Source organism: Pseudomonas sp. MWU16-30316 (assembly GCF_020515645.1).
Lineage (GTDB): Bacteria > Pseudomonadota > Gammaproteobacteria > Pseudomonadales > Pseudomonadaceae > Aquipseudomonas > Aquipseudomonas cerasi.
In genome coordinates, this window is record NZ_JAIZAZ010000007.1 from 178816 (window position 1) to 194088 (window position 15273).

Genomic DNA, 15273 nt, shown 5'->3' on the forward strand with positions numbered 1-15273 from the left:
ATCAGGCAACCTCCACCGGCGTGCTACTCAGGCGGCTCAGCGCCTGAGTCACGGCGTCCGGCTCAAGCAGACGCATGCAGTTGTAATGGCCGAAACGGCAGGTGCGCTCAAAGCACGGGCTGCACTCGATGCCCAGACGCACCACCTCGACTGCGTCGGCCAGCGGCGGCGTGAAGCCCGGCGAGGTCGAACCGTAGACAGCCACCAGCGGACGGTTCAGCGCTGCGGCCACGTGCATCAGGCCGGAATCGTTGGACACCACGGCATCGGCGCACGACAGCAGGTCAATGGCTTCGGCCAGCGAGGTCTCGCCACTGAGGTTGACGGACTCCTCGCGCAGGCCGGGAATCAGCTCCTGACGAATGCTCTCACCGACCGGGTGATCTTTTTTCGAGCCGAACAGCCAGACCTGCCAGCCTTCGCGAATGCTCGCGTCGGCGACCTGTGCGTAATGCTCGGCGGGCCAGCGCTTGGACTCACCGAACTCCGCGCCGGGGCATAGCGCCAATACCGGGCGATCCAGGGTCAGACCGAATTTGCTCAGTGCGGCATCACGCGTGGTCGGGTCGATACGCAGGCTCGGCCGCGGGTAAGGACGCGGCAACTCGGTGCCCTTGTCGAAGGCCAGGGCCATGAAACGTTCGATCATCAGCGGGTAGCGCTGCTTGTCGAGGGTCCGCACGTCGTTGAGCAGGCCGTAGCGAAACTCGCCGCGCCAACCGGTGCGTTTCGGAATGCCGGCGAAAAACGGCACCAGCGCGGATTTCAGCGAATTGGGCAGCAGGATAGCCTGATCGTATTGGCCGGCCAGAGACTTGCCGATCCGGCGACGGGTCGCCAGTTCCAGGGCACCGTGCCCCAGCGGAAAACTCAGCGCAGCGCGAACCTCCGGCATGCGCTCCAGTATCGGACGGCTCCATTCAGGGGCCAGCACGTCGATTTCGCACTCGGGATGACGCTGTTTCAGACACTGGAACAGCGTTTGTGCCATCACCATGTCACCGACCCAGCTAGGCCCAACGATCAGAATTTTCATGTTCTATCCAAAAACGACCAGAAACGATCAGGGAGGCCGATCAGACTGCGTGACATTCCCACACAACCTGTCGCCTCCCTGTCATAGCTTTATAGAGTGTTGCAGTGGAATGTGGCGTGCCGTGAGGCTCAGCTCAACCCCATCTGCGTCCAGATCCGCATCACCTCACGCCGCTGGGCGTGAAACTGATCGCCGCTGACCACGCCCGCCTGCTTCTGCAAGGCCTGGCGATGTGCCGCCGAGCGATACGCCTTATAGGCTTCGCGCAACAGGCCGGCATCCGTATCCGGTAGCAGTCCGGCTTCTTCAAGCCCTTCGAGAATCCGGATGTTGTCGGTGTATTGCAGCAGCGCGGGATGCTCTCTGGACCACGCCAAGGCGGCGTATTGCACCATAAATTCGATATCGACGATACCTCCGGCGTCCTGCTTGAGGTCGAATGGCACCGCCGCCTCGAAGGCATTGGCCGCCCTGCCGGCCGCTGTCACGCGGGTACCGAGGTTGTCACGCATCTTGGCGCGCATTTCGCTGACTTCGGCGCGCAGCTTGTCCAGATCACGTTCACGCCCCAGCACATCGGCACGGACTTTCTCGAATTGCTCGCCCACATCCCGGCTGCCGGCCATGACCCGCGCACGAACCAGCGCCTGATGCTCCCAGGTCCAGGCTTCATTGGCCTGATAACGGGCGAAAGCCCCCACAGAGCTGACCAGCAGGCCGGATGCCCCCGAAGGCCGCAGGCGCATGTCGACGTCATACAGCTGACCGGAGTTGGTTTGCGTGGTCAGCAAATGGATCACCCGCTGTCCCAGCCGGGTGAAGAACTGTGCGGTGTCGATCGGCTTGGCACCGTCGGTCTCGGCCTCCAGATCGCCATCATGAATGAACACGAGATCCAGATCGGAGCCATGCCCCAGCTCGATACCGCCGACCTTGCCGTAGCCGACGATCACGAAACCCGGATCGCACAACGTGCCGTCCGGACGTAAAGGCGTACCGTGCCGGGCCACGCTGTAGCGCCAGGCCAGCGCGAGCACCTGATCGAGAATCGCCTCGGCCAGCCAGGTCAGGTAATCACTGACTTTCATCAACGGCAGGCTGCCGGATATCTCGGACGCCGCAACGCGCAGACTGTGCGCCAGCTTGAAATGCCGCAAGGCTTCCATCTGCTGCTCAAGGTCGTCCTCGGGGATACGAATCAGCCGCTCGCGCAGCTCGGCCGCCAGTTCCGGGGCCAGCGGCGGATTGAACAGGCGTCCCTCATTGAGCAACTCATCGAGCAACAACGGGAAACGCGCGATCTGCTCGGCAATCCACGGGCTCGCGGCGCACAGGGTCAGCAGCTGTCGCAGCGCGTCGGGGTTTTCCGTGAGCAGCACCAGGTACGCCGAGCGCCGGGCGACCGCTTCTACCAGGGGCAGCACGCGCTCGAGTACCAGGTCGGGCTTCTCATGTTCCACCGCCTGAGCCAGCAGACGGGGGATGAACGCGTCCAGCCGCTCACGGCTCAGACGCTGCATCGAACGCAGGTTGGGGCTGCTGCGCAGGCTGGCCAGATTTTTCAGCGCCTTCTCGGCGTCAACAAAGCCGGCCTGCAACAGTTGGCGACCTGCGGCCTCTTCGTCCTGGGACTCTTCCCACAAAGGCAGCCATTCGCCTCCCACCACCACTTCACCATCTTCTTCCTGCTCATCATCCGGGTCGGCGTCGGGGTCCGCAATGACCTGGCGGAAGTGCCAAGCCACACGGCCACGCCAGTGCATCAGCCGTTCGTGAAAGGCAGCCCAGTCAGCGAAGCCCATGATCAGCGCAACGCGCGCCTGATCCTGTTCGTTGTCCGGGAGCATCTGCGTCTGACGGTCGGCAATCGCCTGAATGGCGTGCTCGGTATAACGCAGAAACTCGTAGCCCTCGCGCAGCTCTTCGGTCACCGCCGAGGGCAGATAGCCCTGCCCCTCAAGGGTTTTCAGCACCTTGAACAACGGCCGCTGCTGCAGACTCAGGTCGCGGCCGCCGTGAATCAGTTGAAAGGCCTGGGCGATGAACTCCACCTCACGAATGCCGCCGGCACCCAGCTTGATGTTTTCCGCCATGCCCTTGCGCTTCACTTCCTGCTGAATGAGCTGCTTCATGGTGCGCAGCGCTTCGATGGCCGAGAAATCCAGATAGCGGCGGTACACGAACGGACGCAGCATCGCCAGCAATTCGGCACCGGCAGCCTGATCGCCCCCGACCACGCGCGCCTTGATCATCGCGTAACGTTCCCAATCCCGGCCCTGGTCCTGGTAATACTGTTCCAGCGCATTGAAGCTGAGCACCAGGGCGCCGGACGAACCGTAGGGGCGCAGACGCATGTCGACCCGGAATACGAAACCGTCGACGGTCACCGGGTCGAGCGCCTTGATCAGCCGCTGGCCCAGACGAATGAAGAACTCCTGATTGTCCAGCGCACGCTTGGTGCCGACGGTCTCGCCGCCCTCCGGGTAGCCGAAGATCAGGTCAATGTCCGAGGACAGGTTCAGTTCGACCGCACCGAGCTTGCCCATGCCCAGAATGACCATGTGCTGCGGCTGCCCGGAATGACGACCGGTCGGGGTGCCGAACTGCTGGCAGTGCCGGGGGTACAACCACTGGTAAGCCAGATCGATCGACGCATCGGCCATGTCCGACAGGTCACGGCAGGTTTCGATCAGGTTTGCCTGACGGGTCAGGTCGCGCCAGATAATCCGTACTTGCTGGCGTGCGCGCTGTCGACGTAGATTACGCCCCAATTCATCATCGCTGGCAGCGCTCGACAGCGCGTCGGCAATCTGCCCGCGCAATTGGCCGGCAGAGAAGCTACGCTCCAGCTCGCCCGAATCGGCCAGCTGCAGGAGCATCTGCGGATCACGGCAGACTTGTTCGGTTACAAAATCACTGGCAGCGCAGACCCGGTCGAATGCTGCCTGCCGCGCCTCGGGCCAGGCCTTGAATGAGGCCTGCGCGTCCTCGGACAGGACAGTGAGCGCGGCCTGAAACATCTGGCGGGCGCGAGTAATCGATGGCAGCAGAATGGCCGGAAATTCGGCCAGTAAAGGCAGGCTCATGGTCTATCCTTGATCGGCGTGCAGACGCCCGTCCGTCGTTATGGCGAGACGCGTCTGCCAGCACCGCTTGTCGAACAAAGGTTATAAATTGCTGGAAAAATCAAATTAGAAGCATAAAAATCCGCTTTTTCCCTGCAAGATATTCAATAGCGATCAACAGTAACGTTTTAAGCTACACGACAACAGGAGCGATTAAGACGCTTCTCTGTAGTTTTACTACTGAGTCCGATACTCGGAGGGCTGAAATCGTCGTCGATTTGTAGTAAAACTACACGCCGCCGGATCCCACCCTCCGGTAATCCAAGAATTTATGTCGTCTGCCCACAAGGCCAGTCGCAAACTCAGGCAACCGATTCTGGAAGCCTTTCCGCCCTGGAGCAAGCCATGCAAGACCTCGATCCCGTCGAAACCCAGGAATGGCTGGACGCCCTGGAATCGGTTCTCGACAAAGAAGGCGAAGACCGCGCTCACTACCTGATGACCCGTTTGGGCGAGCTGGCCACCCGTAGTGGTTCGCAGCTGCCGTACGCCATCACCACGCCATATCGCAACACCATTCCTGTCACCCACGAAGCACGCATGCCTGGCGACCTGTTCATGGAACGCCGCATTCGCTCGCTGGTGCGCTGGAACGCATTGGCCATGGTCGTCAAAACCAACCTGAACGACCCGGATCTGGGCGGCCACATCTCCAGCTTCGCCTCCAGCGCCACGCTGTACGACATCGGCTTCAACTATTTCTTCCAGGCCCCGACCGACGAGCACGGCGGCGACCTGATCTACTTCCAGGGTCACGCATCGCCAGGCGTCTACGCCCGTGCGTTCCTCGAAGGCCGCATTACCGAAGACCAGATGAACAACTTCCGTCAGGAAGTCGACGGCAATGGCCTGTCCTCTTATCCACACCCGTGGCTGATGAAGGATTTCTGGCAGTTCCCGACTGTATCGATGGGCCTTGGCCCGATCCAGGCGATCTACCAGGCGCGCTTCATGAAGTACCTGGAGCACCGCGGTTACATTCCGGAAGGCAAGCAGAAAGTCTGGTGCTTCCTGGGTGACGGCGAGACCGACGAGCCGGAATCGCTGGGCGCCATCGCCCTGGCCGGTCGCGAGAAGCTCGACAACCTGATCTTCGTCGTCAACTGCAACCTGCAGCGCCTCGACGGCCCGGTTCGCGGCAACGCCAAGATCATCCAGGAACTCGAAGGCGTGTTCCGCGGCGCCCAATGGAACGTCACCAAAGTCATCTGGGGCCGTTTCTGGGACCCACTGCTGGCCAAGGACGTCGACGGTATCCTGCAACGTCGCATGGACGAAGTCATCGACGGCGAATACCAGAACTACAAGGCCAAGGACGGCGCGTTCGTCCGCGAGCACTTCTTCAACTCGCCTGAACTCAAGGCGATGGTTGCCGATCTGTCCGACGACGAGATCTGGAAACTCAACCGTGGCGGCCACGACCCGTACAAGGTTTATGCGGCCTACCACGAAGCCGTCAACCACAAGGGTCAACCGACCGTGGTTCTGGCCAAGACCATCAAGGGTTATGGCACCGGCGCTGGCGAAGCAAAAAACACTGCGCACAACACCAAGAAGGTCGATGTCGACAGCCTGCGTCACTTCCGTGACCGTTTCGACATCCCGGTCAAGGACTCCGAACTCGAAGCCCTGCCGTTCTACAAGCCGGAAGAAGGCAGCGCCGAAGCCCGTTACCTGAGCGAGCGTCGTGCTGCGCTGGGTGGCTTCGTGCCTCAGCGCCGCGCGCAGAGCTTCAACCTGCCGACGCCGCCACTCGACACCCTCAAGGCCATCCTTGACGGTTCGGGCGACCGTGAAATTTCCACCACCATGGCTTTCGTGCGCATCCTGGCGCAGTTGGTCAAGGACAAGGAAGTCGGTCAGCGCATCGTGCCGATCATCCCGGACGAAGCGCGTACCTTCGGTATGGAAGGCATGTTCCGCCAGCTGGGCATCTACTCGTCGGTCGGCCAGCTCTACGAGCCAGTCGATAAAGAACAAGTGATGTTCTATCGCGAAGACAAGAAAGGCCAGATCCTCGAAGAAGGCATCAACGAAGCGGGCGCCATGTCCTCCTTCATCGCTGCCGGTACTTCGTACTCCAGTCACAACCAGCCGATGATTCCGTTCTACATCTTCTACTCGATGTTCGGTTTCCAGCGCATCGGCGACCTGGCATGGGCCGCTGGCGACAGCCGCACCCGCGGCTTCCTGATCGGTGGCACCGCCGGTCGTACCACGCTGAACGGCGAAGGCCTGCAGCACGAAGACGGTCACAGCCACATCCTGGCATCGACCATCCCGAACTGCCGCACCTTCGACCCGACTTACGGTTACGAACTGGCAGTGATCATCCAGGACGGCATGCGCCGGATGTTCGAAGAGCAGCAGGACGTTTTCTACTACCTGACCGTGATGAACGAGTCCTACACCCAGCCAGCCATGCCGGCCGGTGTGGAAGAAGGCATCGTCAAAGGCATGTACCTGCTCGAAGAAGACACCAAGGAAGCGGCGCACCACGTCCAGTTGCTGGGCTCGGGCACCATCCTTCGTGAAGTTCGCGAAGCGGCGAAGATTCTCCGTGACGAGTTCAATATCGGCGCCGACGTCTGGAGTGTCACCAGCTTCAACGAGCTGCGTCGCGACGGTCTGGCTGCAGAGCGCAACAACCGCCTGCACCCTGGCCAGAAGCCGCAGCTGAGCTATGTCGAGGAGTGCCTCAACGGCCGCAAAGGTCCGGTCATCGCATCGACGGATTACATGAAGCTGTTCGCTGATCAGATTCGTCAGTGGGTTCCAACCAAGGAATACAAAGTCCTGGGCACCGACGGTTTCGGCCGTAGCGACAGCCGCAAGAAGCTGCGTCACTTCTTTGAAGTCGATCGTCACTTCGTGGTGCTGGCGGCCCTGGAAGCCTTGGCTGATCGTGGCGATATCGAACCCAAGGTCGTGGCTGAAGCCATCGCCAAGTTCGGCATCGATCCTGAAAAACGCAATCCACTGGACTGCTAAGAGTCTGCTTCAAGAGCGCTGATCAGAGCGTGAACAGCCGAGGATGCGGAATTTACTTGCCGTAAATGAGCATCCAACGCTGTTTCGTTGTAACTGAACCAGCGTATTCGTGAGTGAACAGGTTCTCCTAAGGAGAGACATAGTGAGTGAGTTAATTCGTGTACCCGACATCGGCAACGGTGAAGGCGAAGTCATTGAATTGATGGTCAAGGTCGGTGATCGCATCGAGGCCGACCAGAGCATTCTGACGCTTGAGTCGGACAAGGCGAGCATGGAAATCCCTGCTCCCAAGGCTGGCGTCATCAAGACCATGAAGGTCAAGCTGGGCGACCGCCTGAAAGAAGGCGACGAGCTGTTCGAACTGGAAGTGGAAGGCGAAGCAGCTGCGGCCCCGGCACCTGCTGCCGAACCTGCTGCGGCCCCGGCCGCCGCCGAAAAGCCGGCTGAAGCCGCACCCGCAGCCGCTGCGCCTGCTCCGGCAGCCGGCGCCAGCGTTCAGGACATCCACGTGCCGGACATCGGTTCGTCGGGCAAGGCCAAGATCATCGAACTGATGGTCAAGGTCGGTGACAGCATCCAGGCCGATCAGTCGCTGATTACCCTGGAATCCGACAAGGCCAGCATGGAGATCCCTTCTCCGGCCGCAGGCGTTGTCGAGAGCATTGAAGTCAAACTGGACCAGGAAGTCGGTACCGGCGACCTGATCCTGAAACTGAAAGTTGAAGGTGCCGCCCCTGCCGCTGCTCCGGCGCCTGCCGCCAGCGCACCCGCTGCTGCCCCTGCCAAGGCTGAAGCCGCGGCTCCTGCCGCCCCTGCTCCCAAGGCAGAAGCGGCACCTGCGCCGGCTGCTCCAGCGGCTCCGGCCGAAGACGGCGCCAAGGTTCATGCAGGCCCGGCCGTTCGTCAGCTGGCCCGCGAATTCGGCGTCGAGCTGAGCGCGGTCAGTTCCACCGGCCCGCACGGCCGTGTGCTGAAAGAAGACGTTCAGGCTTACGTCAAAACCATGATGCAGAAGGCCAAGGAAGCGCCAGCTGGCGGCGCAAGCGGCGGCTCGGGCATCCCGCCAATTCCGGAAGTCGATTTCAGCCGTTTCGGCGAGATCGAAGAAGTGCCGATGACGCGTCTGATGCAACTCGGCGCTTCCGGTCTGCACCGCAGCTGGCTGAACATCCCGCACGTCACGCAATTCGACCAGGCCGACATTACCGACCTGGAAGCTTTCCGTGTGGCGCAGAAAGGCGCTGCCGAGAAAGCTGGCGTCAAGCTGACCGTTCTGCCACTGCTGCTCAAATCCTGCGCCCACCTGCTCAAGGAGCTGCCGGACTTCAACGCTTCGCTGGCACCTAGCGGCAAGGCCGTGATTCGCAAGAAGTACGTGCACATCGGCTTTGCCGTGGATACCCCGGACGGCCTGCTGGTCCCGGTCATCCGCGACGTCGACCAGAAGAGCCTGTTGCAACTGGCTGCCGAAGCCGCCGCACTGGCGGAAAAGGCGCGCAACAAGAAACTGACTGCGAACGACATGCAGGGCGCGTGCTTCACCATCTCCAGCCTCGGCCACATTGGCGGCACCGGCTTCACGCCGATCGTCAACGCGCCGGAAGTGGCGATCCTCGGTGTTTCCAAGGCAACCATCCAGCCCGTCTGGGACGGTAAAGCCTTCCAGCCGAAACTGATGCTGCCGCTGTCGCTGTCCTACGATCACCGCGTGATCAACGGCGCAGCTGCTGCCCGCTTCACCAAGCGCTTGAGCGAATTGCTGGCGGACATCCGCACAATCCTGCTGTAAGCCCTGCAGGCCCGTTCCCGGACGGGCCTTGCTGTACACCTTTGCGAGCTGCCACGCTCGAACCTCAACCCCGCCCTCCAGCGGGGATTTTTTTGTCTGGCTATCGCGCCCATGCTCCGCGCTGATTGCTGGATCCTGTGGGGGTGACCGGGGCGGCGATCCGCATTGCTCACGACCCATCTTCGGGGGTTGTACGGACCCCTTCGCGAGCAAGCTCGCTCCCACGACCTTTATCGCGGTGCCAGGTCTGACTGGCGGGTGATACACTACGCGACATTTTTGTTTTGCAGGTTCACCGTCGTGACTAACACCGCTTTCAATTCTCTGCCCCTGTCTGCTGCCATGCTGGCTAACCTGGAGTCGCTTGGTTATGCCGAAATGACACCGATTCAGGCGCAGAGCCTGCCGGTGATCCTCAAGGGCATGGACCTGATCGCGCAAGCCAAGACCGGCAGCGGCAAGACCGCTGCGTTCGGCATCGGCCTGCTCAACCCTATCAACCCGCGTTTCTTCGGTTGCCAGGCATTGGTCATGTGCCCGACCCGCGAACTGGCGGATCAGGTGGCCAAGGAAATCCGCCGTCTGGCGCGTTCCGAGGACAACATCAAGGTCCTGACCCTATGTGGCGGCGTTTCATTCGGCCCGCAGATCGGCTCGCTGGAGCATGGCGCGCACATCATCGTCGGTACTCCGGGTCGCATACAGCAGCACTTGCGCAAGGGCTCGCTGGTCCTGGACGGCCTGAACACGCTGATTCTCGATGAAGCCGACCGCATGCTGGACATGGGTTTCTACGACGCCATCGCCGACATCATCGAGCAGACCCCGCTGCGCCGCCAGACGCTGCTGTTCTCGGCGACCTACCCGGTCGGTATCAAGCAGTTGTCCTCGAAATTCATGCGTGATCCACAGACCGTGAAAGTCGAAGCACTGCACGCCGACAGCCAGATCGAGCAGATTTTCTACGAGATCTCTCCGGAGCAGCGCCTGGAAGCAGTGGTCAAGGTACTCGGCCATTTCCGTCCGACGTCCTGCGTGGCGTTCTGCTTCACCAAGCAGCAGGTGCAGGAAGTGGTCGATCACCTGACCGCCAAGGGCATGTCTGCCGTCGGCCTGCATGGCGATCTCGAACAGCGTGACCGTGATCAGGTACTGGCGATGTTTGCCAACCGCAGCACCTCGGTACTGGTCGCCACTGACGTGGCCGCGCGCGGTCTGGACATCGACGCGCTGGATATGGTGATCAACGTCGAGCTGGCGCGTGATTCGGAAATCCACATTCACCGCGTCGGCCGTACCGGTCGCGCAGGCGAGAAAGGCATCGCGGTCAGCCTGGTGGCTCCGTCGGAAAGCCAACGCGCGCGTGCCATCGAAGAGTTGCAGAAAGCGCCGTTGAACTGGCAGCAATACGACAGACTGAGCATCAAGGAAGGCGGCAAGCTGCTGCCCGCCATGACCACCCTGTGCATCGGCTCGGGTCGCAAGGACAAGCTGCGTCCGGGCGACATCCTCGGCGCACTGACCGGCGAGGCAGGCATCCCGGGCACTCAGGTCGGCAAGATCGCGATTTTCGACTTCCAGGCCTACGTTGCCGTCGAGCGCAGCATGGCCAAACAGGCCCTGGAACGTTTGAACAACGGCAAGATCAAGGGCAAGTCGCTGCGCGTGCGGATTCTCTGAAATAGTCGTCGGCTGGATTATCGTCCCCACGCTCCGCGTGGGAACGCAGTTCTGGACGCTCTGCGTCCGATTTTGAATAGGCACTGCGGCGCAGGTATGTGACGCAGAGCGTCACGAGAGGCATTCCCACGCGGAGCATGGGAACGATCGTGACCTGAAGATCGAGGAACCACGCTGTGCCCGTTACTGACGTTGTAATCATTGGCGCCGGCGCTGCCGGTCTGATGTGTGCGTTCACCGCTGCCGCTCGCGGGCGCAAGGTGATGTTGATCGACCATGCCAACAAACCCGGCAAGAAGATCCTGATGTCCGGTGGCGGGCGGTGCAACTTCACCAATATGTACACCGAGCCGGCCAACTTCCTGTCGCAGAACCCGCATTTCTGCAAATCGGCCCTGGCCCGCTACACCCAATGGGATTTCATCGCGATGGTCGCCAAGCATGGCGTGCCTTATCACGAGAAGAAGCTCGGCCAGCTGTTTTGCGACAACAAGTCCAGCGACATTCTGGAAATGCTTCTGGAAGAGTGCCGCGAGGCCGGTGTCAGCCTGCACATGGACACCTCCGTGCAGCAGATCGAAAAGACCGACGCCGGCTACAGCCTGCAGACCACGCTGGGCCCCCTGAACTGCCAGTCGCTGGTGATTGCCACAGGCGGGCTGTCGATTCCGACGCTGGGCGCTACGGGTTTTGGCTATCAGATTGGCAAGCAGTTCGGCCACACGCTGCTGCCGACCCGCGCCGGGCTGGTGCCGTTCACCATCACCGATCAGCTCAAGGAGCTGTGCACCGAGTTGTCAGGCACCTCGGTGGATTGTCTGGTGAGCTGCAACGACACCAACTTCCGCGAAAACATCCTGTTCACCCACCGCGGCCTCAGTGGCCCGGCGATCCTGCAGATTTCCTCGTTCTGGCAGCCCGGTGACACGGTGGAAATCAACCTGCTGCCCGATCACGACGTGCCCGCCTGGCTCAACCAGCAGCAGGCCGAGCGCCCCAACAGTGAGCTGAAAACCCTGCTGGGCGAGATGTTCACCAAGAAGATGGCCAACCTGATCGCCGAACACTGGTTCGTTTCCAAACCGATGAAGCAGTACACCCACGCCGAGCTGACCGATATCGCCGAAAAGCTGGCGAGCTGGCAGGTGGTGCCGGCGGGCACCGAGGGTTATCGCACGGCCGAAGTGACGCTGGGCGGTATAGACACCCGCGAAGTGTCGTCCAAGACCATGGAATCGCTGAAATCCCCCGGTCTTTATTTTGTGGGCGAAGTGCTGGACGTGAGCGGTCATCTGGGCGGTTTCAACTTTCAGTGGGCCTGGGCGTCGGCCTATGCTGCCGCACACTACGTGTGACGTAGTCGCTGATACGCGACATCACGACACGACAAACCGGTATAAATTTTGCGAGGCGGATGTACAGCCAGTCATTTGGTCTGTACATATCCTCCTGCACGATCGATCAATTGCGAACAGGGCCGTCAAGCTAACCCATGGCATCGAAATCTCTCCGTCATACATTCCGTCGATTGTGGGCGCTGGATAAATTCAGCTATAGCGTTCGAGTCTTTATCGCACTGACCGGCAGCATGGCGCTGTGCTGGTATCAAAACGAAATGGCATTACTGATCCCGCTGTTTCTGGGGATTATTGCCTGCGCCCTGGCCGAGACTGACGACAGCTGGCAGGGCCGACTCAATGCCCTGGCCGTGACACTGGTGTGTTTCAGCATCGCCGCCCTCGCCGTCGAATTGCTCTTCCCCTACCCCATCCTGTTTGTCTGCTCGCTGGCGCTGGCCAGCTTCTGCCTGACCATGCTGGGCGCGCTGGGTGAGCGGTATGGCGCAATCGCCTACGGCACGTTGATCCTTTCGGTCTACACCATGATCGGCGTCGATCAACGTGGCGGTGAAGTGCTGGACTTCTGGCATGAACCGATGCTGCTGGTGGCGGGCGCGGCCTGGTACGGACTGCTGTCAGTGCTGTGGCAGATGCTGTTTTCCAACCAGCCGGTGCAACAGGCGCTGGCGCGACTGTTTCGTGAGCTGGGCCAGTACCTGAAACTCAAGTCGACCCTGTTTGAACCGATTCGCACGCTCAACGTGGAGGCACGTCGCCTGGAACTGGCGCAGCAGAACGGCAAAGTGGTCGCTGCGCTGAACTCCACCAAGGAAATCATCCTGCACCGCGTCGGCAGCGGCCGGCCCGGCTCCAAAGTCAGCCGCTACCTGAAGCTGTACTTCATCGCTCAGGACATCCACGAGCGCGCCAGCTCGTCGCATTACCCCTACAACTCACTGGCCGATGCGTTTTTCCACAGCGACGTGCTGTTCCGCTGTCAGCGCCTGCTGCGCCAACAGGGCGTTGCCTGCCAGGCGCTGTCAGAATCCATCCAGCTGCGGCAGCCGTTCGTGTATGACCCCAGCTTCGCCGAAGCCATGGAAGACCTGCACGCATCCCTTGAGCATCTGCGCATCCAGAGCAACCCTGCCTGGCGCGGCCTGCTGCGTTCGCTGCGCGCGCTGGCTGCCAACCTCGGCACCCTGGATCGTCTGATCAGCGACGCCAGCAACCCGGACGCCGTAGCCGATGCCACCGACAGCAGCCTGCTGGACCGCTCGCCGCGCAACCTCAAGGATGTCTGGACACGCCTGCGCCTGCAGATGACCCCGACCTCGCTGCTGTTTCGTCACGCCCTGCGCCTGCCGCTGGCATTAACCATCGGTTACGCGATGGTGCACCTGATTCACCCGTCACAGGGCTACTGGATCATCCTCACCACGGTGTTCGTCTGCCAGCCCAGCTACGGCGCCACCCGGCTCAAGCTCGGCCAGCGGATCATTGGCACCGCGATTGGCCTGACTGTCGGCTGGGTGCTGTTCGATCTGGTTACCAGTCCGATTCTGCAATCGATGTGCGCGGTGCTGGCCGGGGTGGTGTTCTTCGTCAACCGGACCACGCGCTACACCCTGTCGACCGCCGCCATCACAGTGATGGTGCTGTTCTGCTTCAATCAGGTCGGCGACGGTTACGGCCTGTTCCTGCCCCGGCTGTTCGATACCCTGCTGGGCAGCCTTATCGCCGGCCTCGCAGTGTTCCTGTTTCTGCCGGACTGGCAGGGGCGGCGCCTGAACAAGGTGCTGGCCAATACCCTGACCTGCAACAGCATCTACCTGCGGCAGATCATGCAACAGTATGCCAAGGGCAAGAGTGACGACCTGGCCTACCGACTGGCGCGGCGCAATGCCCACAACGCCGACGCGGCGCTGTCGACCACGCTGGCGAACATGCTCATGGAGCCCGGCCACTTCCGCAAGGAGGCCGACGTCGGCTTCCGCTTTCTGGTGCTGTCGCACACGCTGCTGAGCTACCTTTCAGGTCTCGGCGCGCACCGTGATACGCAGTTGCCGAGCGATGTCCGCGAACACCTGATCGATAACGTCGGCGCCACGCTGGCCGCCAGCATCGACGAAATCGCCGCAGGGCTGGCCGAGAAGAGGCCGGTTGCGGTACAGAGCGATGTCGAGGAAGGGCTGGCCGCGCAACTGGAGCAACTGCCCGAGGACATGGACGAGAGCCAGCGGCTGGTGCAGGCCCAACTGGCACTGATCTGCCGCCAACTGGCACCGCTGCGCACCCTCGCCGCGCACCTGATCAAAGCTCCGGAGACTGCTGCAACCCATGCAGTCTGAGCAATTCATCGTAGGTGCCGTCCGCTTTCATGGCGGCAATTTCGCGATCGAAGTCAGCGACGATCTTTTCGTGATGCGGATTTTTCAGACTGACCAGAATATGCAGGCTGTTATCGCTTAACGAACCCGGTAGAAACTCGACCCGGTCACGCACCTCGTCCGGTTCCATCGCCAGGTTGTAGCGAGCGACGTATTCGTCTTCCAGGGTCAGGTCGACACGCTCGGCAGCAAGCATGCGTATGGCGGTGGAGAAGTTTTGCACAGGGACTTTCTGCAACTCGGTGTCGTCGTCAAACGCAGGGGCATAAGCGTAACCGCGCACCACCGCGATCATGTACTTGTGCAATTGCTCATGGGTCAGGGTGTCAATGGGCGACTCCTTGCGCTTGATGAAACGCACCCGATTGAGCAGGTACTCCGCAGAAAACTGGCCAATTTTCGTGCGCTCCTCGCTGAACCAGGCATTGATCAGCACGTCATGACGCCCCTGGCTCAAGCCGAGCATCGCCCGCGCCCAGGGCACTTGCTCATACAGTGTGGTGTACCCGGCACGGCGCAGCGCCGTATTGACGATGTCGGTTGCCAACCCGCCGTTGAGCAGCAGCGCGTCGGTAAAAGGCGGCCAGGGGTCAGCGACAAGACGCAACTTTTCAGCTGCATTGGCGGGCGCCATCAGCATGAAGACCAGCAACCCCACCGCTCGAAGCAACTGCGACATGCTCAGGTTCCTGAAAGGGGCGGCGTGCCCGATTTAATCCTATCGGCAGGAAAACGCTCGCGCGTTAGGCTCTGTACGAAAAGTCGGCGAGCGTAGGTCAGGCGAGCCTGTTCCACTTTTCGTACAGAGCCTAGAGCACCTGCCGTTTTTAATTGAAGACCTGAAGCAGGCAGTAGACAAGCCGGGGGAGCAACATGCTCACCCGACGTAGCATTCATATCGTTGACGGCGTTTATTGGGAAT

8 protein-coding genes are annotated in these 15273 nt (G+C 61.1%); 5 read left to right on the top strand and 3 right to left on the bottom strand.

Going from position 1 to position 15273, the window contains the following annotated elements; translation table 11 throughout:
- Position 1: 1 nt before the first annotated feature.
- Positions 2-1036 (bottom strand): lipopolysaccharide heptosyltransferase II, encoded by a 1035-nt coding sequence (waaF, locus tag LCH65_RS21100; RefSeq protein WP_003366215.1) that lies wholly within the window; start codon positions 1034-1036, stop codon positions 2-4.
- Between the two features lie 128 nt (positions 1037-1164).
- Positions 1165-4122 carry a bifunctional [glutamate--ammonia ligase]-adenylyl-L-tyrosine phosphorylase/[glutamate--ammonia-ligase] adenylyltransferase gene (gene glnE / locus LCH65_RS21105; protein ID WP_187809431.1) on the bottom strand — a complete coding sequence of 986 codons (2958 nt, stop codon included), beginning with the start codon at positions 4120-4122 and terminating at the stop codon, positions 1165-1167.
- Positions 4123-4506: 384 nt separating this feature from the next.
- Between glnE and aceE the strand changes: the two genes are divergently transcribed.
- The 5 genes from aceE (at position 4507) to yccS (ending at position 14312) form a co-directional block, all read left to right on the top strand.
- Positions 4507-7152, top strand: a complete 2646-nt coding sequence (aceE, locus tag LCH65_RS21110) for a pyruvate dehydrogenase (acetyl-transferring), homodimeric type (RefSeq protein WP_003431997.1) — start codon at positions 4507-4509, stop codon at positions 7150-7152.
- 142 nt (positions 7153-7294) lie between these two features.
- A complete protein-coding gene (aceF, locus tag LCH65_RS21115) occupies positions 7295-8941 on the top strand; it encodes a dihydrolipoyllysine-residue acetyltransferase (RefSeq protein WP_226439769.1) in 1647 nt (548 codons plus the stop codon).
- A gap of 300 nt (positions 8942-9241) precedes the next feature.
- Positions 9242-10621 (top strand): ATP-dependent RNA helicase DbpA, encoded by a 1380-nt coding sequence (gene dbpA / locus LCH65_RS21120; protein WP_074806761.1) that lies wholly within the window; start codon positions 9242-9244, stop codon positions 10619-10621.
- 176 nt (positions 10622-10797) lie between these two features.
- Positions 10798-11976 carry an NAD(P)/FAD-dependent oxidoreductase gene (locus LCH65_RS21125; protein ID WP_054081289.1) on the top strand — a complete coding sequence of 393 codons (1179 nt, stop codon included), beginning with the start codon at positions 10798-10800 and terminating at the stop codon, positions 11974-11976.
- A 137-nt stretch (positions 11977-12113) separates the two neighbouring features.
- A complete protein-coding gene (gene yccS / locus LCH65_RS21130) occupies positions 12114-14312 on the top strand; it encodes a YccS family putative transporter (RefSeq protein WP_032609246.1) in 2199 nt (732 codons plus the stop codon).
- Here the strand turns inward: yccS and LCH65_RS21135 are convergent.
- Positions 14275-15030: a transporter substrate-binding domain-containing protein gene (locus tag LCH65_RS21135; protein ID WP_054081288.1), complete on the bottom strand. Its 756-nt coding sequence runs from the start codon at positions 15028-15030 to the stop codon at positions 14275-14277. The two genes, yccS and LCH65_RS21135, sit on opposite strands and share 38 nt — an antisense overlap.
- Positions 15031-15273 lie beyond the last annotated feature (243 nt).